The following is a 25207-nucleotide window of genomic DNA, read 5'->3' as shown; positions in this document are numbered from 1 at the left end:
TATAAAAAATAGCTGTATTATTAATATTAATACAGCTATTTTTTATATTTAATCTACCATGTGTTTATTTTTCTTTTATTAAACTAATTTTTCTTCTATTAAACTAACCTATACTACATTCTTAATATAAGCCTTATATTTTTTTATAATAAAAATTTTCATAAATTTGCTCTTTTATTACTTTAAAAATAATACTTGTCTTTTTTTATCTTTTGAAATTTCTTTAATGACAAGTTAACAAAAAATGATATCATTATTGTTATTATTAATATAATAAAGAACAAATGTGACTCACTCATTGTATAATTAAAATAAAATTTATTAATTAAATTACTCAATATAGGAGCTAATATAATCCCTGGAAAAGTTATTAACATAAACTTAGCAATTTTTCTAGGAAGATCAAAAATTATACCTTCATTCATATTTTCTACTAACATTTTATTAGTTAGTTTTTTAGCTATAATTATTATCACTATTCCTGTAATTATAAAAAATATTGATATGCATGCAATTTGTAAATTACTTATTTCATTTATAGTAGAATATCCACCTAAATATTCCATTATTCTATTATATATGTATCTAAGTCCCCTCTCACCATCGTACAAATAAATATATCGACTTACTTCAAAATTAATTAATACAGAAAACATATATATGATAATAAATATTAATGATCCAAATAAATAGTATATATTAGAAAAAATAGAATCTAACAAAGCTAATCCGCCTATAGTAATTGTAGATATACTAACTATTCTAATTAAATCAATTATTATAACTTCTTTAAAATTCCCTATATAATTTATTATTTCAGTATTTTGAAAAGCTTCTTGTCCAACTATAATTAAATAACTTAATAAATAAAAAAGAGCCGACATAACTACTATTATAAATTCTCTACTTCTTATATCAATTCTTGAAAAAGGACCAGATAATAAAGTTGACCACTTTTTTCGTTTAAAAATACCTACTGATATTACATATACTATTATTAAATATAATATTAATATCACAACACCATTAAAAGGCAAAATAAATAATTTGTGATACTTGCCATATAGCATATCCCTTATTTCCCAATCAAAATATTGACTTAGACTAATTTTATTAAATAAAGTTACTCCTATATAAGCTATCATTAATGGAAGTATTATTTTGTTATCTCCTTGATAAAATAAACTTTTATTCAAATATTTCTTCATAATCACACTTCCCTTCTAGCCTATGTATAAATACTTCTTCAAGACTTAAATTTATTTCCTCCATAAACAATGGTTTAAACTTATTCAATCTTTCTTTAAAACCATCATCATATCTTTCAGTTATAATAGTAAATACTCTTCCAACTTGAGAAATGCTAAATATACCATCTATATTTAAATCCTCTTCATATACTGGCATATCAAATGCAACTTGTATCTTTTTAATATTGCGTTTTATATTTTCTAAAGAATTATGATATTCTATTTTCCCATCATTAAGTATAAGTATTTCGTCACATATTCTTTCAAGTTCTCCTAAATTATGTGAACTTATTATAACTGACTTTTCCTTAGTATATACTTCATTCATTATTATTTTTAGAACTTTTTCCTTTAATATTGGATCCAATCCTGATGTAGGTTCATCTAATACTAACAATTCACAATTTAATGAAAAGGCAATCATTAAATTCACCCTCATTTTCATTCCTTTTGATAATTGTAAAAACCTTTTATTTAGAGGAATTTTAAAAATTTTATTAATCTTATAAAACTTATCTTCATCAAAATTAGGATATATACTTTTGTAGTAATTCAATATTTCTTTTAATGTTATTAAATAAAAACTACTATGCTCATCAGGAACAAAGGCTATTTTTCTCTTCACTTCTGGATTATCATAAATTTCTTCTCCATCAAAGAGCACATCACCAGATGTACCTTTATAAATACCAACCAGCCCTCTAATTAGAGAAGTCTTTCCTACTCCACTTGGCCCAATAATACCTAATATCTTTCCTCTCTCTAAAGAAAAACTTATATTATCTAATATCTTACTATCTCCATACTTTAAGGAATAGTTCTTTAATTCTATCATTCTATATTCCTCCTCTTATTTCCTTAAAACCTTCATCTAATAATAAAATTAAATCATTTTCCTCAAGTCCTAAATAATTTGCTTCTAATATTAATCTTTTAAAATCTAAAATTAATTTACTTACCTTTTCCTCTGACACTACTTTTCTGTAATCACCAGATACAAAAGTTCCCTTCCCTTTTATAGTTTCTACAACATTTTGTTTTTCAAGCTCTATATAAGCCTTACTTACTGTATTAGGATTTATAGTTAAAATAATAGCCAACTCTCTTACAGAAGGTAATTTATCGCCAGCTTTTATTACATTTTTCAATATTAGTTCCTTAATCCCAATTATAATTTGTTCATAAATAGGTGTACTACTTCTTGAGTCAATTATTACCATAAGCTCACCTCTTCTAAAAGATTATTTATACATTATGTCGTAGTAATCAACAACATATCCTTCCCCTTCATCAACTACTACTAAATATATTTCCACTGGAGTTTCTTCAATATCCTCAACTTTAGTTTCTTTCATATAATTAACTTTATCTACAGTTCCATCTTCTTTTACATAATTTTTATCTATATTAAAATTGTATGAAGCTAATGCATCTAACTTATACACTCTAATTTCACTTGGACTTTTATAATTCCTCATTTCTTTAAAAGAATCTTCATAATTCATTTTTAAATTTTTTAAATCATCTAAATTTACTTCTTCTAACTCATAGCTATGAACTACAGGTACTTGTTCATTTATATACCTGTTGTTTATATTACCTTCTCCTAAATATAATCTATATCTTTTAGATAAACTTTCTAAAAATTCATTTGGAGTTACTTGATAGTAAACATTTTTTGATTTTACTTCTTCATAACTATTAATATAACCAATAAACTTTACTATTGCTTCCTCTGGAGTATTGTATATTTCTTGCTTTTCATATACATTTGTTCTGTTGCCTAACGATGTAACTATAAGAAAAATAATTATAATACCACTAAAGGCTAAAAGTGTAGATTTCTTCATATAAAATCCCCCTATTTTTCAAACTTTATCCTATATTGTAAAGCTATTTTTCAATTATTATTTAAAATTGACTACAATTTATTTTTCATACGAAACTTTACACTATCTTTTGATCAATAAATCATATTGTAGTTACTTTATTTATATATAAAGTAACTACTAAATTTGCTAAAATAAAAAAATACTAAGTGTATTACTTAACATAGTACACTTAGTATTATATGGAATATATTTTATTTTAACAATTAATATTTTCTTAATATGTGAATATTAATCTTAAAGTTTTCTTAAGTCTGTTTATTAAATATTCATTAAACTAATTTACATTTAGTAAATCATTCAAAATTCAAAATCTACTTAATACTTAACAATTTATTTGGTAATATCTAGTTTATTATCATTTTTATCTATTAATAAAATCATTGCAAATAGTAACCATAATATATAGGTATTTGTAACTACTCCTTTATGGTTAAGTTGTATTCCTGTAGTCACACCTATAAATATGAAAAGAATCAAAGAAACAAATATTCCTCTACTTTCACTATAATTACTAATGGATTTTCTTATCTGAATTATAAAGATTCCTAATATGGCAATCAATGCAAATATTCCAAGTTCAACTCCAACATTTAAGAATAAATTATGTGCATGCTCCATTGTATATAATGGAGTAACCATATTCTTTCTAACCTCATAATCTATACTCATATATGCATCATCTGCATTTAATCTATAACTTTCATTAAAATTACCATATCCAACGCCAAAAACATTATCTAGCATTATATCTTTACTTGCTATTATTGATAAAACTCTAGCTGTATTAGATGTGTTTTGTAAGAAATGGCTTGAACTATCTCCTCTACCCATTATCTTAGGTAATACAAAAGGAGACATCAATCCACCAGCTATAACAATTGCCATAAATACATATCTATATTTTTTACTAAATAAGATTAAAACAACTACTAAGCCTAAAGATAACCATGCACCTCTAGAAAATGTTATAAAAGTACTTCCCATTTGCAATATAGCAGATACTATAAGAAAAATATTTTCTTTAATAGTATTTTTCTTATATAAAATTTCATTTAAAAGTAAAGGAAATACCATTAAAACTACATTAACAAATATATTAACATTATGATATCCAAAAGTTATCATTTCTCTAGAAGATTTTATTGCATCAATGCTAAGTCCGATGCCTAAAAGTTGCACTAAACCATATAAACAACTAAAATTTACTGAGATAATTAAAGAATAAACTATTCTTTTGATATCACCCTTATTAAAAACTGCTAAAGCTAATGCTGCTAATAATACAGGTACTAATATTGATGTAGTTGTCAACTCTAAAGATAATATAAAATTAGTTGAAAACATACAGCTTATATAACTTGAAAAACATAATAATATTATAAAGTAAAATAATTTTTTATTTCTTTCAAATAATTCTACTATTTTTAATTTTATTTGTTTGTAATTGCATATAAACAAATATAGAATTATAATACTTTCAAAATTTAGCTTTATTATAAATAAATCTAAATATAAAAGTTTTCTAGCCGTTACTAAGATTGGCATAGACATAATAAATAAATACATACACCTTTTAATATTTTTCTTTGCATTAAAAAGAATATATAATGTTATAATTAATGATAATGTGAAAGTAAACCCATCTTTAATTCCAGCTACCTTTACTGAGGCTAAGGCACAAACTACAACAAATATACTTATTAATAACCATTTAAAATATTGTTTCTTATCCTTCATAGTGCTACTCCTTATACTTACCTAATTCAACATCTTTATTTCTTTCATTATTATTAATAAAATTATTCATTTCAGTTTTAAGATTCACTATTCCATTTTTAATATCAACTTCACCTTTTATCATAGCAAAGATATTTTTCTTTACTATATCAGAGTTTCCTACTAAAACTTCTGTTGGATCTTTTAAGGAATGCTCATAACCTTTATTTTCATTCAATCCATCATACATGTCATTATGAAAATAATTATTACCAAAGCTTGCAAAATTATTATCATTTTCTACTAAGTAATTTGTTACATCTTCACTTAATAGCCATTCATAAACTTCTTTTACAGCAGCATTATGCTTTTCTTTCACTTTAGCATCTATATCAGACATATCCTCACTTTGATTATTAGCAATAACTAATGTTCTTGGATAAGTATAATAATATAACCTTCCATTATTTTCACTAGCAAAAGGTATGTTACTAAACCTAACATCGATTCCCTCTAGTCTATCTATAACACTATACTTTTGATAATAGTTAGTTATCATCATTGCTGATTTTTCATTTTTAAAATCATTAAACATATCTTCTGTTGTTCTAGTATCAAAATTTAAAGTTATAAGATTTTTATCATACATTTCTTTAAATTTTTCAATAACTAAAGCTAAGCCACTATAATCATATTCACCCGTTTTATAATTCCAAAATGTGGGATAAGTAGAATTTTCAGATGTTGATGCTGTGCCTATTATACTAAATATATCATGAATGTAATTTAAAGATAAATCTAGTGGTACTATATCAGGACAACTGCTCTTTATCTTTTCTAATATATATATAAGCTCATCTAACGTCTTAGGATTAAATTCCGGATCTATTCCAGCCTTAACTAGCAACTCATTATTATACATGATTTTCGGCATAGCTGAACCATATTTCACCCCGATTATTTCATCATTATATAGAAAAGTAGCATTATCCTTTACATTTGATAAATCGATATCTAGATTCTTTAGTGGTTGTATAAAGTCCTTTTCTAACAATGTCTTTCCCGAATACTCAAATATATCAATTTGATCATTATTAGCTAACTTAGTATATAATAAATTTGTATAATCATCATTAGTTAATATTAAATTAATATAAATTTTATCATTATTTTTGTTATATTTTTTTACAACTTCATCTATTCCATTTTTTATCTCATTATTTTTTAATAGTAATGTAACTACCTCTTTATTTGTATAATTTGCTCTAGCATCTATAATTTTATATCCCTTATACAATATAGCCGTTAAAACTAATATTAATAATAAAATTGAAAATTTTTTATTTTTTTCTATAAAATTTTTCATTATCTCACCTTTACATATACCTTAAACTATATAATATTTCTTAATTAAACAAAACTCCGCTTTTATGCGGAGCCTTTATTACTATTTCATATCTGAACTTGAAAAATTATTTAATGGGAAGTTTACAGGCATTCCTGTTTTTCTTGATTTATAAGCAGCTAAAATAATTGATAAAGGAACTATAGCATCTTCACCACTTATATATGGCTTTCTATTTTCATTTATAGCATCTACAACATCTCTAAATAATGGAGTGTGTCCTTTTCCATATACGCTATCTATTTGAACTTGTAAATCCTTCTTAGCAGCTTCTTCATCTTCGCCTTCAAATCTCCAAGTTTTAAGTTCATTCACAGCAAGGCCACCTATTACAACTGTTCCCTCTGTACCAAATACACTTAATGTTTCTTCTAAGTTCTTTGGATAAACAACTGCACTACCTTCTACAATTCCAATAGATCCATTTTTAAATCTAATAACTATGGCTCCAAAGTCTTCACCTTCTATAGGATTTCTAAAAGTATCACATTCTGCATATACTCTTTCAACCTCTGAGCCAATCATCCATTGTAATAAATCTATATTATGTATACATTGATTCATTAAAGTACCGCCATCTAAATCCCAAGTACCTCTCCATGGAGCTTGCTTATAATAATTGTCATCTCTTCTCCAAAGGACCCTAGCTGTACCATTCATTATTCTTCCTAGTTTTTTATCTTCTACAGCTTCTCTAAGCTTTTGTATTGGCTTATTAAATCTATTTTGATGAGCAACTGAAAGTTTAACATTATTTTTCTTTGCAACTTCAATCATTTCATTTGCATCATCTATTGACATTGCCATTGGTTTTTCAACTATTACGTGTTTACCTTTATTCATGCAATATATCGCAATTTCTGCATGATATCCACTTTCTGTTGCTATTGTAACAACATCAATATCTTCATTTTCAAGCATTACTTTATAGTCTTCATAAGCTCCAACTTTTAATGATGAATCATTCATCTTAGTTAAATATTCTTCCTTTTTAGCTTCTGCAAGATTAAGTTTTACATCACACGTTGCTACTAATTCTGCAACATCTTTATTTTCAACTAAACCTTCTACATGCTTATATGAAATTCTTCCACAACCTATAATTGCAAATTTTAGCTTTTTCATTTATTTAACCACCTTTATAAACATTTTATTATTGTTTTAAAAATTAAAGAAATATCAAAAATCAAATTACTTTTTTCAATATATTCTAAATTTAACTTAAGCTTATCTTTCATAATTACATTTATATAATATTCTTCTGGATTATCTACATTACCTAAAATATCATTTTCATCTTTATATCTTAAAGATGCTAAATCAGTTATACCAGGTCTAACCTCTAATACCCTTTTTTCTGACTCTGTATATAAATCAACATATTTAGGAACTTCTGGTCTTGGTCCAACTAAGCTCATATCACCCTTTAAAACATTAAATAATTGAGGAAGTTCATCTATTTTATATTTTCTTAAAAAGGCGCCTACTTTAGTAATTCTATTATCTTTTCCTACTGTTATTTGCTTTCCAAGCTTTTCTGCATCACTTACCATTGTTCTAAACTTATAAATATAAAATGGAACTCCATTTTTCCCTATTCTCTTTTGCATAAATAGAATATTTCCTTTAGAATCTATTTTTATAGCTATTGCTACTATTAATAGTATTGGTGATAAGATTATTATCCCTAACAAAGAAGCTAAAAAATCAAATATTCTTTTTATAATCTCATTAATCTTTTTCATTTTTTCTCCCTTTACAATTAATCTGATGTTTCATTATTAGTTATTGCAACTTCATTCACTTCACTGGGCTCTTTATAAGTTGGTACTATTTGCTTTAACTTTTCTTTTACTTTTTCTTCATCGTTTTCTTCTAATATATCTTTTAAATCAAATAACTTCTTTCTTAAATTATCAATACTATCAAAGGTTGGTCTTCCTATATATATCTTTTTATGATTTGTATTTAAGAGTCCTTCTTCGCTCATTAATAATTCTTCATATAGCTTTTCTCCAGGTCTTAATCCAGTAACCTTTATCTTTATATCCCTATGTGGCTCTAATCCAGATAGCTTTATTAAATCTATTGCTAAATCATAAATTTTAACTGGTTCACCCATATCTAAAATAAAGACTTCTCCACCTTTAGCAAACCCACCTGCTTGAAGTACAAGTTGTGCAGCTTCAGGTATAAGCATGAAATATCTTGTTATATTCTTATGAGTTACAGTAACTGGACCACCATTTTTTATTTGCTTTTTAAACAAAGGTATTACAGAACCATTACTTCCTAATACATTTCCAAATCTAACTGCAACAAATTCAGTATTACTAATTGTGTTATATGATTGTATTATCATTTCACATAATCTTTTTGTTGCTCCCATTATATTAGTAGGATTTACAGCTTTATCAGTAGAAATAAGAACAAACTTTTCAATCCCTTTTTCATGTGATATATCAACTAAATTTAATGTACCAAAAACATTGTTTTTAATTGCCTCTTTTGGGCTATCTTCCATAAGCGGAACATGCTTGTGAGCTGCTGCATGAAACACTACATTTATGTTGTACCTGTCAAATATTTCTCTTAACCTATCCTTATCTCTTACAGATCCAATTAATACTTTTATGTTTAAGTTTGGATAATCATGTCTTAATTCATTTTGAATGTCATAAACAGTATTTTCGTATATATCAAAAAGAACTAAAAGTTTTGGTCCAAACTGAGCTATTTGCCTACATAATTCTGATCCTATTGACCCCCCAGCACCTGTGACTAAAACTACTTTATTGTTTAAATAATCAGAAATCCCCTTGTTATCTAAGACAACAGGGTCTCTTCCAAGTAAATCCTCAAGTTCAACATCTTTTATCTTATTAACCGTTGCTTCTCCTGATATAATTTCATAAATACCTGGTATTATTTTTATTTTACAATTAGCTTTTTTACAAATATCTAAAATTTCTCTTTTATTTTCATTATCAATAGATGGAATAGCAATAATTATTGTATCTATTTCTCTTTCTTCTGCTAACCTTACTATATCCTTTCTTTTGCCTTCTACCTTTACACCACTTATTCTTTTGCCTTGCTTAAAATCTGCATCATCAATTAAAAGAATTGGATTTAGCTTAAGATTTCTTCTTGCAAGCATTTCATTAATAATCATTGTCCCCGCTGAACCAGCACCAATAATCATTACTCTTTGCTGATCCTTTGCATACTTATAAGGAACATATAATAATGTTCTTCTATAAACTCTATATAACACCCTATATCCAAGAACAAAAATACATGTAAGCATAGTACCAATAACACAAACATTTAATGGTATAGTAGCACCTATACTTCTAGTATACAATATAACTAAAGCTCCAGCTAAAATTCCTCCACCAGCACCTAGTAAAAATTCATCCGTTCCTGTTAGATGCCAAAGTGAGCTGTACATTTGAAATAAGGTGAAACACACTAAATATATTATTGTAACTACAACAACATCTTTTTGATATATAGTAGATATTTCAGTAAATCTTTCATAAAAAGTAATATTTATTGATAATAAATACGCCATATTTACCATAAAAATATCTATTATTACTAATATAAAAGTTCTAAGCTTATTCATATTTTTCTTCTCCCAACATTTATTTAAATAATTTCCAAACATCTCTTAACTTCTACAATTATACTACTAATAGCAATATATTGTCCATATTGCTAAACTTTCATTAACTTATTATTTATTTTTCCCTTTAAGCATTGACTTTATTATAGTAAAAATATCTTTTATAACGTTTTTGTACATAAACAATACAACGGATGTACTTAATATAGTAAATACCAATATTATAGTATTAAACTTATATATACTTGATATAGTAGCTAAAATATAAACAGAAATAACACTTACAAAAAACTTAGCATATTTAACTTCTACCTTGTATAATTTATTACCAAAATAACTTCTAGTTACAAAAAATACAACGTAAGCTAATCCTGTTGAAATAGCTGCACCTTTTGCTCCTAAATGAGGAACTAGAATTAAATTTCCTATTATATTTGCAATTGCAGATGCTACTGCTATGTAAATATGATATTTAGTCTTCTTCTTAAAATTAATTCCTAAAACAGTTGTTTCAGATATTGTGTACATAATTGGCATTAAAACTAAGAATGGGAATATAAATTGAGCTCCTTCATACTTTTTGCCTAGTATTATTATTAATAAATCCTTTGTAGCTATTAAACCTATGGCTATAATAAGCATAAAGAATGATACAATTTCATTAATATTACTAAAAAACTTTCTATCCTCAGGATTATTATGATATTTATCATAAGCAACTGGGACCCAAAAAGTAGTAAAAGCTCCCTGTACAGTATTTAATATAGAAATTATGTACATTGCTCCACCATATAGTCCAAGTTGGGTATAATCGCTAAAAAGTTGAATTGATATCCTATCGATAGATTGAAACACCCAAGTTATAGCCATTGAAAAAATAAATGGTGTTCCGTATTTAATTAATTCTTTAGTAGATGTTCTTACTTCAACACCTTTTCCCAAACTAAACCAATCTTTTCTTTCTATTAAAACTGCCATTATTACCATAACTAAATTTCCTAAAACAGTCGCTAAAACTAAAGTCATGTAGTTATTTCTAAACACATAAAATAATGATACAATAAAAATAATAAATGCTACTTTATTAATAACACCAAGCATTGAATATGACTTAGCCTTTTGCTTCATTCTAACATTAATCATTGCAAAATTACTTATTATGCTAACAAAGCTATGAAATGCAAATAAAAATACTAAGAAAAAAGAAGTTTCTTCAACCATATAATTTGAAACTTGTTTGTAAAATATTAAAAGTATTGCACCTAAACAAAAGTTTAATATTATTGGAACCTTTACAGCTCTTCTTAATAAAGCTCCTCTTTCATTTTCTTCATTTTCTTCATTAAAATATCTTATATATGCTTGATCTAAGCCCATAGTTAAAATAAGAACTATCAAGCTAGTATAAGTTATGAATATATCAGCTCTTCCTTTTTCATAAGGCTCAATCATCCTTGAAACAATTGGTGTCGAAACAAGGCCTAAAATCATAACTAAGCCATTTCCTATTGCAAATTCTATAAATTTTTTAAATAATCCACTCATTTATTCACCTATCAAATTATAATTCTTTCATTTTTATATAATTATAGCATATGATGTCTAATTAACAATAAAGAAACCTTATACTTTTCTTAAGATTTCTTTACATATATCGACTAAAATATGTATTTGTTATATAATTAACCATAATATATATTCCATTTTTTAGGAGGATTTAATATGAAAGTAATTGTATCCCATGATGTTGATAATTTAACTAGAAAGGAGCATAAGAAAGATTTAATAGTTATTAAAATGATTATTCGTGCATTTCTGGAATTGTTTCTCTTTAGAATAAATCTATCGACATTTCTTTCTAGACTAAATTGCATAATTAAAAATAATTTCACAAACATAGACAAGCTAGTTCAATTTGATGTAACATACAATACAAAGGCTACTTACTTTTTTGCTACTTCAAACGATAATACACTTGCTTATAAAGCTGAAGCAGCTAAAGAACATATCAAATATATACTAAATAATAACTTAAATGTTGGAATACATGGAATAGCCTATAATGACATCAAAGAAATGAAAAAAGAACATGATACTTTTAATTTACTTCATGATACTAAAGATATTGGAATTAGAATGCATTACTTAAGAAGAGATAAAGATACTTTTTCTTATATGAAGGATATAGGGTATACTTTTGATACAACAGAATATTCTAAGGAGTTAAAACAACCTTACATAACAGAAGAAGGGTTAATTGAAATTCCTTTTCATATAATGGATAGCTATTTATTTCAAGAAAATGGTCTTCAAAAATATAATTTAAAATATGCAATAGATTTTACAAAAAAGATAATAGATTCAAACTACGATAAAGATATTATTTTTAATATAAACTTACACCAAGAATATTTCTCAAATGGATGGAAAGATTGGAAAGATTGGTATATATGGCTTGTTACTTATTGCAATAGTAAAAAAATAGACTTTATTAGTTATCAGGAGGTAGTAAATGAACTTACAGATAAATCAGATAGATACAAAGAACATAGAGTTACTAGATAAATGGAATAAATTTGTTGATGAATCTCCAGAAGGAACATTTTATCATAAAAGCTATTGGCTACTTAACAATATAGGATCAAGCTTTAAAAGTGCTCAGCAATATAAACTATATTATTTATCCGATGCAAATAAAAATTGGGTAGCAGCATTTTATATTCCTACATCTAAGAAGCTTGGAATGAACTTTGTTGTTATGCCTCATATGACACCTTTTGGCGGCGTTATGATATCTCCTACAATTCACAAATTAACTATTTCTAAAAGAATCTCAAATATAAAAGAGATAAATGAGATATTTATAAACGAATTAAAAAAAGAAAAACTACTTTACTATAGTTTTTCACCAGAACATACAGACATACAACCATTTATATGGAATAAATATGTTACTTCAGTAAGATATACCTATAGAGTAAATTTAGTAGATGAAAAAACTCTTTGGAGCAATCTTCAAGAAAAAACCTCAGTAAATAAGGGTAATAAAAGCATCGTAACAGTTAGATGGGGTTTTAACGAGTATTTAGATACTTACTTTGAACTAAACGATAAAAGCTTTAGTAGTCAAAATATAAATAACTTTGATAATGATCTCACTAAAAAATTATTAATTGAATTAAATAAAAATAATAATTGTATTATAGGTATTATATTCGATGAAAATAACAAAGCAATTGGTGGATGCGTTTTAGCTTATGATAATAAAAGAGCTTATTATATAATGGGTGGAATCTCTAGAGAAAATAACTTCGGAATGTCTTATTTACTTTGGCAAGCTATTTTATATACTAAAAATACATTAAAGCTTCCTGTATTTGATTTTGAAGGATCTATGATACCATCAATTGAAAAATACTTTAGAAAATTTGGTGGAGAATTAACTCCTTATTACTCATTAAATAGCTTGTTACTTACTATTAAAAATCATATATAATAAATAACCTGCCTAAAATAATAAATTTTTAAAATACAAATTTGTTATTTTAGAAATTATATACTTTTTAATTAAATAAATAACACCCAATAAGAATAAAAATTCTTATTGGGTGTTATTTATTTTGGAATTCTCAAAAATAATCAGCTAATTAAATTTTTGAGAATTCCACTTTATTTTATAATATTTATACCTAAATTATATAGTACACTATCACTTATAATAGCTCTACTTCCTAAAACATATATGTTTTGTAAATTAGGTCTTACTGATGTCATAAGCTCCTTTACATCTGGCTCTGCTGAATTAAGATTTGATAATACAACAAATCCAGAATTCTTTCCAGCAAGCGCAGATACAGATAACGCATCAGGGAAGTCTAATCCAGATGCTATATACATATTACTAAGATCTAAACTAGATTTGAACTTATTAAAGATATTCTTATTTGTTTCGTATCTATTCTTACCACCAAGCCTTTCAACATTTGAAAGCTTACTAGCAACATTATCAGATACGGCACCACTTGAACCTATAACATAAGATTTACTTATATTTAAACCATTTAAATGATTTAACACCTCACTAGGAAGTTGATTCTTTTCTGTTAGTAATATAGGCATATTTCTTATTGCTGCAATTGATGATATTGATAATCCATCAGCAAAGTCTAATCCACTTACTACCGCAACCTCACCAGAACTATTTCCTACTTCTTTTGATATTTGAACTGAAGTTTCATATCTATTCTTTCCACCAAGTCTTTTGCTACTTATACCTTGTGATGAAAGTTCACTTTCAAATGATGAAGGTATAACGCCAGTTCCACCTACTAAAAATACATTCTTTACACCTTTAGATTTTAATAAATTTAAAAGATTAGGTTGATTCATTAAAGAAGTATTTTCAGCTAATACTATAGGTGCATTATACTTAGTAGCTAAAGGGGTTGCACACAAAGCATCTGGATAATCTAAACCTGGAGCTATAACAGCATATTCTGAACTACTCCATCCATTCCTAAATAATTCATAAGATGTTTCGTACCTGTTATTTCCATATATTCTATTGGCTACCAATGGATTGCTATTATATAAATAATCTAATGCTCCATCTAACATAGCATTTATAAGTTTTTCTTGATAGTCCCAATTTTTTAAATTACCAGCCTCGTTTACATTTGTTAAAAAACCACATTCTACTAAACTTGCTGGCATATTAGTTTCTCTAACTACATGGAAATCCTCCCATTTGGCTCCCCTGTTTACAGCACCAGTATAACTAATTAATTTACTTTGAATTTTTTCTGCTAAAGGCTTGTCTATATCTTTCTTATAAAATGTTTCTATTCCTGATGCACTTGTAGCTCCTGCAGAATTTATATGTATTGAAATAAAAATATCTGGATTTACATTATTAGCTCCCCTACTTCTATCTTCTAAAGATACATATACATCTGAGGTTCTACTCATTATTACCTTTATTCCATTTGCCTCAAGTTTTTCTTTAAGCCTAAGTCCATAATTTAAAACTATATCCTTTTCTACTATTCCATTACCTTGAGCACCAGGATCATATCCCCCATGACCAGGATCAATATAAACAACATATTGTGAATTTGCTCTTGATTCTAAATTATTTATAGATTTTACATTTGCACTTTCCATCGAAACATATACTTCTTTTATATAATACGTTTCACCCTTCTTTCCAATGATAAAGGTTGTACCTTCTTCTACCCCAGTTAACTTATTATTTTCTACGTTGACAATTTCTTCATTTTCAGAGTTCCATATTACTTCTTGATACTTCTCAGAATCAGTAAGATCGATTTCTTCACCAACGTAAACATACAAACCATCTTCAAATTTTACATTTGCTTCCCCATATTTAGAAACTATTTCCTTCAATTCTTGTTCCACCATTTTAGAACTATTTTCGTATGCATGTGCTTTTATGTCAAATAAAGGTAAAGCAAGATTGAAAATTAATGAAAATACTACTGTATACACTATAATTTGTAAACTTTTATGCTTTCCCAAGATCCCCATCCTTTCTTTTTTTAACTTTTTTACTTAAATTAAACTTTACATAATATAATTATATAATATCGAAATAAATACTTCAAGAAATCTGGGTTATAAAACCAGGTAAATGCTATGCAATTTTTGTAAATTTTGTAATATTATCTAATAATATGGTATAATTTATATTATTCACTAGATTGGAGTTTTGAAATGAAGAAAAATTTTTTAAAGACATTAATATTCTCACTATCATTTATATCTATTTCAAGTTTTGCTGTACAAGCATTTCCTATAAATTATGTAGCTGGGAAAAATAGATATGAAACCGCAGCATTGATTTCTGATAAATTAAATTACTCTAAAGCCATATTAGTCAATGGAATGTCTTTAGTTGATGGTTTATCAGCAAGTGGATTAAGTGGGACATTAGACGCACCAATATTACTTACCGAAGTAAATAACATTCCAGATTCTACATTAAAAAGAATTGAAAAAGTAAAAACTATATATTTAGTAGGTGGGGATGGTGTAATATCAAAAAAAATAGAAGATAAGTTAAAAAAACTTGAAAAAACAGTTATTAGATTAGGCGGTAAAGATAGATTTTTAACTTCTTATTCTGTTGCCAATGAAATTGAAAAAATTAAACCTATTGAGGAAATTTATTATGTAAATGGACTAATTGGAGAAGCTGATGCCATGAGCATTGCTCCTGTTGCAGCCAAAACAGGTAATCCAGTTATTTTAACTGATGGAAGAACTACTGATTATAAAAAAAATATTAAATCCTATTCAATTGGTGGCATAGGCGTACTAAATGAATCCTTTGATAAGTTTTCTGAAAGATTAAGTGGAAAAAATAGATTTGAAACTAATAAAAATGTTATAAATAAGTTTTTCCCTAATAAAACACATGTAAATTTAAGCAAATCCAATGAGCTTATAGATGCCTTAACAGCTTCTGCGTTAAAAGAACCAGTAGTACTTATAGATAATAATTCTGATAAATCAGTTATAGCTGGCTCTAAAAGCTTAACTGTTTTTGGAGATATTAATCAAATTGCTATAAATAGAGCCAAAGGGTATGTTTATTCTGATAAAGTTGTATTCTATTCTCAACATCAAGACGATGAAACATTATTTGCTGGAAGTGCTATAGTAGATGCCATTCAAGCAGTTGGAGCTGAAAATGTGTATGTTGTTCTTGTCAGCGATGGTGATGAAAGTGGAGTATTTACTGATCCTAGATACAGCAATCTTATCCTAGCAAAAAAAACCGCTTTAAGAAACAACGAATTTAGAGCTGCTACAACACAATTAGGAGTATTGAAAAAAAACTTAGTATTCTTAAATCAATCTGAAAAAAACTTAGATGCAAATCTAATTAAAAATGCTGTTTTAGATTTTGAAAGTAAATTTAGTAATGTTACCCATGTTACTCACAGCTATAAATACGATTTACATGAACAGCACTTAAAAACAGGTAACATAATATACGATTTATATAAATCAGGTCAAATAAAGGATTGTAGATTCTTTGGTAGAAAGGAATTAATCCCTACTAATAATAGTAAACTATTAATTGAGAGCATTTCAGATAATGAAACTGAAAAAAATAAAATTTTAAAAGCTTGCTTTGAATATAAACTTGATAATAGAGATATGATTAGAGAAGGTATTGGATATAAATCTGTTTCCTCTTTATTTGATGCCCTTACTTCTGATCCATTAAATACATCATATTTACATGAACCAGGCCTTTAAATCATAATTATTTATTACATTTTAATGCTTAAATTGAAAGGCATCATTGCTTTATGATAAAATATCTACTTGAAAGGAAGTGTAACCATGTCACAACTTGAAAATAATAAATCTAAAAAAAGAAAGAAAAAGAAGAAGAAAAAATCCTTAGGTTTTAAGATTTTTATAGGATTTTTATGTATACTACTTGCAATTGCAGTAGTTGGTGGTGGCTATGTAGTAGGTCTACTAAATAAAATGGATAATATTAAATTAAACAAAGATAATTTAGGAATTGTAGAAGATGAATTTAAAGAATATGATAATGTAAGTAAAATTAAAAACATAGCACTATTTGGTGTTGATGCTGTTGAAGGAGAAGCTGGTCGTTCCGATGCTATTATGGTCGCTACACTAGACCCTGCCCATAGCAAAGTAAAAATCACATCAATTATGAGAGATTCTTATGTTAATATAGATGGCTACGGGCAAGATAAAATAAATCATGCTTATGCATATGGTGGTCCAGAACTCGCAATTAAAACTCTTAATGAAAACTTTGGTTTAAACATAGAAAACTTTGTGACTGTTAACTTCTCATCTCTACCTACAATTATAAATATATTAGGTGGTATAGATGTAGAAATAACAAATGAAGAAATCCAATATATAAATAATTATATAAATGATTTAAACAGCAAAGATAAAACTAATTCTCCTCATATAACTTACGCAGGAGTGCAACATTTAGATGGTACTCAAGCCCTTGCATATTCTAGAATAAGATATACAAGTGGTGGAGATTATGAAAGAACTCAAAGACAAAGAACTGTCCTTGATGCTTTATTTAATAAGCTAACAAGCACATCAGTATCATCATATAACTCATTATTAAATGAAGTATTACCATATGTACAAACAAATTTATCTACTGGTGATATCCTTTCTCTTGGAACAAAGGTCCTTGGAATAGGAAATAATCTAGAGCAAGATAGATTCCCTAGAGATGGGTATGGTGAAGGAACTATGATTAATGGTGTTTACTACTTAACATTTGATCAAGAAACTGTTAAAAAGCAAATGAGAGATTATATATTTAATGATATAAAATAAAAAAATGGCTGATGCAAGGTATAATCAAATCTTGCATCAGCCATTTTTTTATTCAAATGATAATATTTCCTTAGCTGTTTCTTCTTTAATTTCATCAACTATATTATTAAATAACTTACTAGATTCCATCATAAATATTTGAACTGGGTCTACTTGTTTATAAGAACGTAAATTAACACCTTGTCTTACAACTTCTATTTCCTTTAAGTATTCTATCCAAAGTCTATCAACATGTTTTAATAATATATTTCTTTCCCTTATTCTAGCTTCTTCTTCAGATACATTTTTTTCATATTCTGAAATTCTTAACTTTATCTTTTCTAAAATTAAATAATTTATATCCTCCTTCGGATATGTAGAAAGCTCAGCTATATCCTCTTCCATTACCAAGTTCAATTCAATTAACTTATGTTTAAACTCTTCAATTTTATACTTTGAAGCTAATTCTATATTATTATTTTTATTAATAACATCTAGGATAATTTCTTCAATTTCCTCTTTAATATTATCTTTATCTAAAACTAAATTTCTTTGACTATAAATAACTTCTCTTTGAGTATTTAAAACATCATCATAAGAAACTATATCTTTTCTTGCTTTAAAATTATCTCCTTCAACTGCCATTTGAGCATTTTCAACAGCCTTATTTGCAGATTTAGAATCTATATAATCATTATCTTCAGTAAGCTTAGCTAATATATTTTTATACTTTTGAGAAATATAATTTTTTATCATATCATCTTCTAAAGATACATGAAAAATAGATTCTCCTGGATCACCTTGTCTTCCTGAACGGCCTCTTAATTGATTATCTACTCTTCTAGAATCGTGTCTTTCAGTTCCTATTATCTTAAGACCACCTAAAGCTTTCACTTCCTCTGTAAGCTTAATATCCGTTCCTCTACCTGCCATATTAGTAGCAATAGTTATAGCCCCCTTCTCCCCTGCTCTTTCAACTATTTTAGCTTCTTTTTCATGGTTTTTAGCATTTAAAACATTATGAGGTATTCCTTTTCTCTTAAGTATTGCAGAAATATCCTCTGATTTTTGAATACTTGCTGTACCAACTAAGATAGGTTGGCCCTTCATGTGAGTTTCTATAATATCGCTTATTACAGCATTATACTTAGACTTAATATTAGTATAAACTTTGTCTTCTTTATCAATTCTAGCTATTGGTCTATTAGTTGGAATTTCTATTACATCTAGAGAATAGATTTCCATAAACTCAGATTCTTCCGTTACAACAGTACCACTCATACCAGATAACTTATTATACAGTCTAAAAAGGTTTTGAAGGGTAATAGTAGCTAAAGTTTGAGCATCTGCTTGTATATCAACATCTTCTTTTGCTTCTATCGCTTGATGAAGTCCATCAGAAAATCTTCTACCATCCATTACTCTTCCAGTGAAGGTATCTACTATTAATATTTCTCCTTCATCATTTTCAATATAATCTACATCTCTAGTCATAGTATAATTTGCCTTTAAAGCTTGAACTATATTATGCCTTAACTTAATATTATCTTCATCAGCATAATTATCTATATTAAAATGTTTTTCAAGCTTATCTACTCCCTGATTTGTTAAAGTAACCGCTTTTTGCTTTTCATCTACTTCATAATCTTCATCTTTAGTCAGAGACTTTACAAAATTATCAACAGTTATATAAATATCTGTTGCTTCATCTCCTTCTCCAGAAATAATTAAAGGTGTTCTAGCTTCATCTATTAAAATAGAATCTATTTCATCTACAATAGCAAAGTTTAATCCTCTTTGAATTCTTTCTTGCCTATCAGTTACCATATTATCTTTAAGGTAATCAAAGCCAATTTCACTATTAATACCATAAACAATATCTCTATTATATATTTCTCTTCTTTCTTCTGGTGACATTTCATGAAGTATAGTTCCAGAGGTTATCCCTAAGAATGAATAAACTTGACTCATTTCATCACAATCTCTTTGTGCTAAATATTCATTAGTTGTAACTATATGAACTCCTTTTCCAGTTAGAGCATTTAAATAAGCAGGGCAAGTTGCTACTAAAGTTTTACCTTCACCAGTTTTCATTTCTGCAACTCTTCCTTGGTGAAGAACAACTCCACCTATTAATTGGACTCTATAGTGCTTCATTCCAAGAACTCTACTGGAGGCTTCTCTTACAACAGCAAAAGCTTCTGGTAATAAATCATCTAAAGTTTCTCCATTTTTATATCTTTCCTTAAATTCATCTGTTTTTAATCTAAGCTCATCATCTGTAAGCCTCTCTATACTTTCATCTAAAGCTTCTACCTTATCCACTATAGGATAAATTCTCTTAAGCTCCCTAGAACTATAATTATAAATTTTATTAAAATCATTAAAAAAGCCCATAACTTATATACCTCAACTCTTATTTTATACTCATTAGTTTTATTTTTATTTACTCAGTTAAATACTCTAAATTTCTTTCAACAACTTCCAAAATTACAACATCAGGCTGTTCCTTTTTTATTTGCGCTTCATTAAAAGGAATTCCCCAAACAAAAGCAGATTCTTCAAATTCCCTAGCTAAAAAAGGTGCCATATTCACCCAAAAAGAATCTCTATATGACAATAACTTTTTACCATTTTCATTACTAGTACCATACCTATTCATAAGCTTTCCCTTATCTTCTATAAGTTCAAGTTTGATGTCCTTTTTGTAATTGACATTATACTCAATATCTTTTAAGTCCCCTGACATATTAATCATATTGGCTAAGTCACCTGTAGAAATTTCATTAGCTTCTATATTTAAATTTTCAATATTTTCATATTCTCTTCCCATAGCCTTCATTATCTCAGTAAAACCTATGTAAGCTCCTTGCTTATTCCAATGAGTATCTAACTTATGATAAAGATCATAATTATCTTTATAGCTCATTAAAATATCTTTAGGATAAATTATATTTACGTCAGTATTTTCATTTAAATAATCTACTACTATATCAGCTTTTGATTTTTCTTTAAGCCTTACATATTCATCAGGCATATACTCTGGATAAATTTCTTCTTTATTGGACGCTATATATACATAAAATTCAATTCCTAAATCATCTAAAAACTTTTTCTTTGCTTCTAATGATTTTTTAAATTTACCTAGCATTTCCTCGCTATAATAATTTGTCCTTTGGAAATCTGCTAAAGTATCTCCATCATTTTTATTTTTGGAGTCATAAAAAAGCCAATTATCTTTACCTTTAATAACTGCATTTGAAGGAGAAATATCAAAAATATTATATTTAACCTTGCTATTTAAATTAGTTAAGAAATTTTTAAATGGTAACGTATCATTATAATACTCTTCATAAAGTTTAGGATAAGTGTCATAATTATCTATAGTCAATTCTGGTCTTTGAGATAAGGCCCTATTTTCATTATTCTTCTTATATTCTTTTGGAATAAATTTATATAATATAGTAGGAAGTATTATTAAAGATAAAAACCCTATTAATATTGCTTGTTTATTTCTTTTGTTAATCATCTTTTTAACTCCTCCTAAAACCTAAAGTATATAAATGGATTATAAGTTCCACTTACAATAGATACTATACATAAGAATAGTAAAATAATTAATATAAATACCTCATATACTTTTATCCCATCTCTTAAATAAATTTTTTTTGTTAAGCCTTTAAATAACATTTGAATTATACCACTAAATAAAATACCAATAATTACAATAAGAATAACTTCTTTATTCAAGTATAAATCTATATTATTTATTAAACTTCCTTGTCTATATACAAACAATGCCTTTATATATCTCAATGCCTCTCTAAAGCCATCAACTCTAAAGAATACCCAAGCTATCATAACAACAAATAAAGTATATATATGATTTAAAAGTTTAAACTTATTTTTATCAAGGATTTTTCCTAGGAACATCCTTTCAATAACAATGAAAAATCCATGAATCATTCCCCATAAAATAAAATTAAAGCTTGCACCATGCCATAATCCAGTAGCTAAAAATACAATAAATAAATTAACATAAGTTCTATACTTTCCTTTTCTATTTCCCCCTAAGGGTATGTACAAATATTCCTTAAACCAAGTGGATAAAGATATATGCCATCTTCTCCAAAATTCTTTTATAGACTTAGATATATATGGATAATTGAAATTCTCCATAAAAGTAAATCCAAAAATTTCTCCTAACCCAATAGCCATATCTGAATAGCCAGAAAAATCATAATAAATCTGCAAAGTATACGTTATTAAACCTAACCATGCTAAAGGAGTTCCAACACCATCAATAGGTAATTTAAATATGCTATCAGCTGTACTTGCCATAACATTTGAAATTAATACTTTTTTACTAAGTCCAAATATAAACCTCTTTATTCCATATGTAATTCTAGTTAAACTTTCGTCCCTATTTCTTAATTGAGCTTCTATGTCATAATACTTAACTATTGGCCCTGCAATTAACTGCGGGAAAAATGATATGTAAAGTGCTAAGTCAAATATGTTTTTTTGAACCTTAGTCCCACCTTCTACTCCCTTTCCTCTATATACATCTACAACATAAGACAAGGCTTGAAATGTATAAAAGGAAATTCCAATCGGAAGAATTATCTCCTTTAAGGCAATAATCTCACTATTAAAGAGCTTGTTTAAACTTTCTGTAAAGAAATTAAAGTATTTAAAATACCCTAAAATAGCTAAATTAATAAATACAGATAAAGCTAATATTAACTTTCTTTTAAGTAGATTTTCTTCTCTATCTACTAAAATGCCAAATATATAATTTATTATTATGGAAAGAACCATTAAAAGAATATATTTTGGCTCCCCAAAGCTGTAAAAGATTAAACTTGAAATAAGTAAAACTAAATTTTTATATTTTTTATCAATAAAATAATAAATTATTAAAACTGCAGGTAAAAAGACCCACAAAAACACCATAGAACTAAATACCATAAATCTACCTCCACTATTGATAAATTAAGTTTATCTTTCGTGAACATTTTTGTCAACATATTACAAAAAGAACCTATATAATAGACCATTCATAGTCAATTATTATAGGTTCCGTTCTGTATAGTACTTCCTCTAAATCTTTGGATGGGTCCTCTTTTAAATCAAATTCAATTAAATGATTTATATAAATTCCCACAGTTATATTGTACCATATTTACCAAAATAATTAAACACATTTTTGTAAAATTATTCTTTAACATATTTTTACTTTATAAGTATCAGAATCTTCTCCCTCAACTCCTTGAAACTCATCTTTTGGTATAACTATAACTTTAAATAAGCCACTATAACTTGGAACCTTAATACCGCCATCTAATAAAGAAAAATAATTCTTATAAAAAATCAAATCATCTCCTGTATAAATTTCTAACGGAATAGATTTTATATTTATATCTTCACTTGATGAATTTCTAAATAAAACTATTATGAAGAATCCTTCTTCTATTTCGCCTGAAGCAAAAACATCTAAAGCAATACTCCCTTCTTCAATTAAAGGTAAATTTTTTATAAATCTTTTTATTTCTCTATATCCAGACTTTTCTCTTACTTTATCTAAACCATCAAAATTTATTTTTACATAGTTGTATTTATTCAAGGAATTAGTATCTCCTAATTCAATATCACAATCATTTATATCAAAATTTTCTATAAAGTCATTTTTATCAAATTTAACTTCTATATATACAGCTTCAAAGGAGCTTATATTTTTTTCAAGAGATAAAATTTCTTCTTTTAACACCTTATCTCCAAGCCTTAATACTATTGGAAGATCCCTAAGAAAAATTTCCCTATCACTATTATTTGTAATATAAATGCCAACTTCATATTCATAATCATTTTCTACTAAATATACAGTATTTATGTGTAAGTGATTATCTATAAACGAATTATTTGCTACTACTTCCTTATATTCATCAATTAATAAATCATTATAAAAATCACTTCTATTCGACTCTTTAATTAGCTTAAAATCACTTTTATCTTTAGACATAGCTTTCTCCTTATCTTAAATTGGCATAGATTTTTTATCGAAGCTTTTTATTTTATTACCTAACTTTAATATATCCTCTCTTAACTCATCAATTGTTTTGTAATTATTTTTCTCAAGAGTCCTTACTACATATCCCTTATAAACATACTCAATATTCATAAATTCATTTATACTCATGTCATATAAAATTTCAACCTTTTTATTAATGTCTTTTTCTAAGTTGAACTTATATAATAAGTATATTTTATCTAAAACTTTTTGAAGCTCGTTAAAATCTTCAATGTTTTTATATATATTATTTTCTATAATATTATAAGTAAACTCAGCACTATTATAGAAATTATCTTCATATTTATCTTTAAAAATTTCTTTAATTAAAATTTTATTCTTTTTATTTTCACTATTATTTATTTCTTTAACCCTTTTATTTAAATCATATGATATTTCTTCTATATCTACTTTATTCCTTAAATTTAAAACTTCATTATAAGCTAAATTATATTCCTCACTATCTTCTATTTCACCTAAATATGTAATACTATTTATAAATTTATTTAATTCTTCCTTTAATAGATATTTAATATAATAATCATCCGAACTTTCATACTTAAGCTTTAAATTTTTTGATTCTAATATAAATCCAAGTGAATTAATCTTTGGATTATTATTATAAAGTCTTTTAGCTATAATATAATGTTCTCTTCCTTCTTGAAAATTACATTCTTTAATACAATCAATAAGTCTTTGTATAAGCATGTTTAGACTTAAATCTACATTGTTTTTTATATGTTTAATATCCTCTACTTTTAATATTAAGCTTTTTGAATTTTTATTTTTTTCTTCAATTACAGCTATATTATTCATTTTATCCCTCTTCTAAAAAATAAGGATAGAATAAAATATCCTATCCTTATCATCTATAATATTATACTA

General features: G+C 26.5%; 20 protein-coding genes. 4 read left to right on the top strand and 16 right to left on the bottom strand.

Annotated elements, in window-relative coordinates:
* Positions 1-182: 182 nt before the first annotated feature.
* The 10 genes from I2E83_RS06495 to I2E83_RS06450 form a co-directional block, all read right to left on the bottom strand.
* Complete coding sequence (locus tag I2E83_RS06495; protein ID WP_195429146.1) at positions 183-1208, bottom strand: hypothetical protein; 1026 nt, start codon at positions 1206-1208, stop codon at positions 183-185.
* On the bottom strand, positions 1189-2085 hold the full coding sequence (locus I2E83_RS06490) for an ABC transporter ATP-binding protein (RefSeq protein ID WP_195429145.1): 897 nt from the start codon (positions 2083-2085) through the stop codon (positions 1189-1191). The genes I2E83_RS06495 and I2E83_RS06490 overlap by 20 nt, the downstream gene beginning before the upstream one ends.
* A 1-nt stretch (position 2086) precedes the next feature.
* Positions 2087-2470: a GntR family transcriptional regulator gene (locus tag I2E83_RS06485; RefSeq protein WP_195429143.1), complete on the bottom strand. Its 384-nt coding sequence runs from the start codon at positions 2468-2470 to the stop codon at positions 2087-2089.
* Between the two features lie 21 nt (positions 2471-2491).
* On the bottom strand, positions 2492-3100 hold the full coding sequence (locus I2E83_RS06480) for a hypothetical protein (RefSeq protein ID WP_195429141.1): 609 nt from the start codon (positions 3098-3100) through the stop codon (positions 2492-2494).
* Positions 3101-3472: 372 nt separating this feature from the next.
* Positions 3473-4879 carry an O-antigen ligase family protein gene (locus I2E83_RS06475; RefSeq protein ID WP_195429140.1) on the bottom strand — a complete coding sequence of 469 codons (1407 nt, stop codon included), beginning with the start codon at positions 4877-4879 and terminating at the stop codon, positions 3473-3475.
* 4 nt (positions 4880-4883) lie between these two features.
* Positions 4884-6224 carry an ABC transporter substrate-binding protein gene (locus I2E83_RS06470; protein WP_195429138.1) on the bottom strand — a complete coding sequence of 447 codons (1341 nt, stop codon included), beginning with the start codon at positions 6222-6224 and terminating at the stop codon, positions 4884-4886.
* Between the two features lie 81 nt (positions 6225-6305).
* Positions 6306-7388 (bottom strand): Gfo/Idh/MocA family oxidoreductase, encoded by a 1083-nt coding sequence (locus tag I2E83_RS06465; protein WP_195429137.1) that lies wholly within the window; start codon positions 7386-7388, stop codon positions 6306-6308.
* Between the two features lie 14 nt (positions 7389-7402).
* Entirely contained in the window at positions 7403-8008 is a 606-nt protein-coding gene (locus tag I2E83_RS06460) for a sugar transferase (protein WP_195429135.1), read from the bottom strand.
* 17 nt (positions 8009-8025) lie between these two features.
* Complete coding sequence (locus I2E83_RS06455) at positions 8026-9894, bottom strand: nucleoside-diphosphate sugar epimerase/dehydratase (protein ID WP_195429134.1); 1869 nt, start codon at positions 9892-9894, stop codon at positions 8026-8028.
* A gap of 111 nt (positions 9895-10005) precedes the next feature.
* A complete protein-coding gene (locus I2E83_RS06450) occupies positions 10006-11439 on the bottom strand; it encodes an oligosaccharide flippase family protein (RefSeq protein ID WP_195429133.1) in 1434 nt (477 codons plus the stop codon).
* A gap of 177 nt (positions 11440-11616) precedes the next feature.
* On the opposite strand from I2E83_RS06450, the gene I2E83_RS06445 reads away from it, so the two are divergent.
* Positions 11617-12459, top strand: coding sequence for a hypothetical protein (locus I2E83_RS06445; RefSeq protein WP_195429132.1), 843 nt, complete (start codon positions 11617-11619; stop codon positions 12457-12459).
* Positions 12407-13390: a hypothetical protein gene (locus I2E83_RS06440; RefSeq protein WP_195429131.1), complete on the top strand. Its 984-nt coding sequence runs from the start codon at positions 12407-12409 to the stop codon at positions 13388-13390. Before I2E83_RS06445 ends, I2E83_RS06440 begins: the two co-directional genes overlap by 53 nt.
* Positions 13391-13563: 173 nt before the next feature.
* Here the strand turns inward: I2E83_RS06440 and I2E83_RS06435 are convergent, their stop codons facing one another.
* Entirely contained in the window at positions 13564-15441 is a 1878-nt protein-coding gene (locus I2E83_RS06435; protein WP_195429130.1) for a cell wall-binding repeat-containing protein, read from the bottom strand.
* A 186-nt stretch (positions 15442-15627) separates the two neighbouring features.
* Here I2E83_RS06435 and I2E83_RS06430 point away from each other — a divergent pair, with 186 nt between their 5' ends.
* Both I2E83_RS06430 and I2E83_RS06425 read left to right on the top strand, forming a co-directional pair.
* Positions 15628-17181, top strand: coding sequence for a cell wall-binding repeat-containing protein (locus tag I2E83_RS06430; protein ID WP_195429129.1), 1554 nt, complete (start codon positions 15628-15630; stop codon positions 17179-17181).
* An 87-nt stretch (positions 17182-17268) separates the two neighbouring features.
* On the top strand, positions 17269-18273 hold the full coding sequence (locus I2E83_RS06425; protein ID WP_195429127.1) for an LCP family protein: 1005 nt from the start codon (positions 17269-17271) through the stop codon (positions 18271-18273).
* 48 nt (positions 18274-18321) lie between these two features.
* Here the strand turns inward: I2E83_RS06425 and secA are convergent, their stop codons facing one another.
* From secA to I2E83_RS06400, 5 genes are all read right to left on the bottom strand, one after another.
* Positions 18322-20649 carry a preprotein translocase subunit SecA gene (gene secA / locus I2E83_RS06420; protein ID WP_195429125.1) on the bottom strand — a complete coding sequence of 776 codons (2328 nt, stop codon included), beginning with the start codon at positions 20647-20649 and terminating at the stop codon, positions 18322-18324.
* 49 nt (positions 20650-20698) lie between these two features.
* Entirely contained in the window at positions 20699-21781 is a 1083-nt protein-coding gene (locus tag I2E83_RS06415; RefSeq protein WP_195429123.1) for a DHHW family protein, read from the bottom strand.
* A 14-nt stretch (positions 21782-21795) separates the two neighbouring features.
* Entirely contained in the window at positions 21796-23223 is a 1428-nt protein-coding gene (locus tag I2E83_RS06410; protein WP_195429121.1) for an MBOAT family protein, read from the bottom strand.
* A 253-nt stretch (positions 23224-23476) separates the two neighbouring features.
* Positions 23477-24274: an SLAP domain-containing protein gene (locus I2E83_RS06405; protein ID WP_195429119.1), complete on the bottom strand. Its 798-nt coding sequence runs from the start codon at positions 24272-24274 to the stop codon at positions 23477-23479.
* Between the two features lie 15 nt (positions 24275-24289).
* The gene (locus I2E83_RS06400) at positions 24290-25138 is read right to left on the bottom strand and encodes a hypothetical protein (RefSeq protein ID WP_195429117.1); all 849 of its coding nucleotides are present in this window, start codon (positions 25136-25138) and stop codon (positions 24290-24292) included.
* Positions 25139-25207: the final 69 nt, after the last annotated feature.

Origin of the sequence: Clostridium sp. D46t1_190503_E9, assembly GCF_015555225.1 — a bacterium.
Taxonomy (GTDB): Bacteria; Bacillota; Clostridia; order Clostridiales; family Clostridiaceae; genus Clostridium.
Note: the sequence above shows the minus strand (reverse complement) of the source record. Positions and strands in the feature narration are given on the sequence as shown.

Excerpts from the sequence above, each read along its gene's own strand:
- I2E83_RS06495 (WP_195429146.1), bottom strand. The coding sequence starts at position 1,208 with ATGAAGAAATATTTGAATAAAAGTTTATTTTATCAAGGAGATAACAAA.
- I2E83_RS06490 (WP_195429145.1), bottom strand. The coding sequence starts at position 2,085 with ATGATAGAATTAAAGAACTATTCCTTAAAGTATGGAGATAGTAAGATA.
- I2E83_RS06485 (WP_195429143.1), bottom strand. The coding sequence starts at position 2,470 with ATGGTAATAATTGACTCAAGAAGTAGTACACCTATTTATGAACAAATT.
- I2E83_RS06480 (WP_195429141.1), bottom strand. The coding sequence starts at position 3,100 with ATGAAGAAATCTACACTTTTAGCCTTTAGTGGTATTATAATTATTTTT.
- I2E83_RS06475 (WP_195429140.1), bottom strand. The coding sequence starts at position 4,879 with ATGAAGGATAAGAAACAATATTTTAAATGGTTATTAATAAGTATATTT.
- I2E83_RS06470 (WP_195429138.1), bottom strand. The coding sequence starts at position 6,224 with ATGAAAAATTTTATAGAAAAAAATAAAAAATTTTCAATTTTATTATTA.
- I2E83_RS06465 (WP_195429137.1), bottom strand. The coding sequence starts at position 7,388 with ATGAAAAAGCTAAAATTTGCAATTATAGGTTGTGGAAGAATTTCATAT.
- I2E83_RS06460 (WP_195429135.1), bottom strand. The coding sequence starts at position 8,008 with ATGAAAAAGATTAATGAGATTATAAAAAGAATATTTGATTTTTTAGCT.
- I2E83_RS06455 (WP_195429134.1), bottom strand. The coding sequence starts at position 9,894 with ATGAATAAGCTTAGAACTTTTATATTAGTAATAATAGATATTTTTATG.
- I2E83_RS06450 (WP_195429133.1), bottom strand. The coding sequence starts at position 11,439 with ATGAGTGGATTATTTAAAAAATTTATAGAATTTGCAATAGGAAATGGC.
- I2E83_RS06445 (WP_195429132.1), top strand. The coding sequence starts at position 11,617 with ATGAAAGTAATTGTATCCCATGATGTTGATAATTTAACTAGAAAGGAG.
- I2E83_RS06440 (WP_195429131.1), top strand. The coding sequence starts at position 12,407 with ATGAACTTACAGATAAATCAGATAGATACAAAGAACATAGAGTTACTA.
- I2E83_RS06435 (WP_195429130.1), bottom strand. The coding sequence starts at position 15,441 with ATGGGGATCTTGGGAAAGCATAAAAGTTTACAAATTATAGTGTATACA.
- I2E83_RS06430 (WP_195429129.1), top strand. The coding sequence starts at position 15,628 with ATGAAGAAAAATTTTTTAAAGACATTAATATTCTCACTATCATTTATA.
- I2E83_RS06425 (WP_195429127.1), top strand. The coding sequence starts at position 17,269 with ATGTCACAACTTGAAAATAATAAATCTAAAAAAAGAAAGAAAAAGAAG.
- secA (WP_195429125.1), bottom strand. The coding sequence starts at position 20,649 with ATGGGCTTTTTTAATGATTTTAATAAAATTTATAATTATAGTTCTAGG.
- I2E83_RS06415 (WP_195429123.1), bottom strand. The coding sequence starts at position 21,781 with ATGATTAACAAAAGAAATAAACAAGCAATATTAATAGGGTTTTTATCT.
- I2E83_RS06410 (WP_195429121.1), bottom strand. The coding sequence starts at position 23,223 with ATGGTATTTAGTTCTATGGTGTTTTTGTGGGTCTTTTTACCTGCAGTT.
- I2E83_RS06405 (WP_195429119.1), bottom strand. The coding sequence starts at position 24,274 with ATGTCTAAAGATAAAAGTGATTTTAAGCTAATTAAAGAGTCGAATAGA.
- I2E83_RS06400 (WP_195429117.1), bottom strand. The coding sequence starts at position 25,138 with ATGAATAATATAGCTGTAATTGAAGAAAAAAATAAAAATTCAAAAAGC.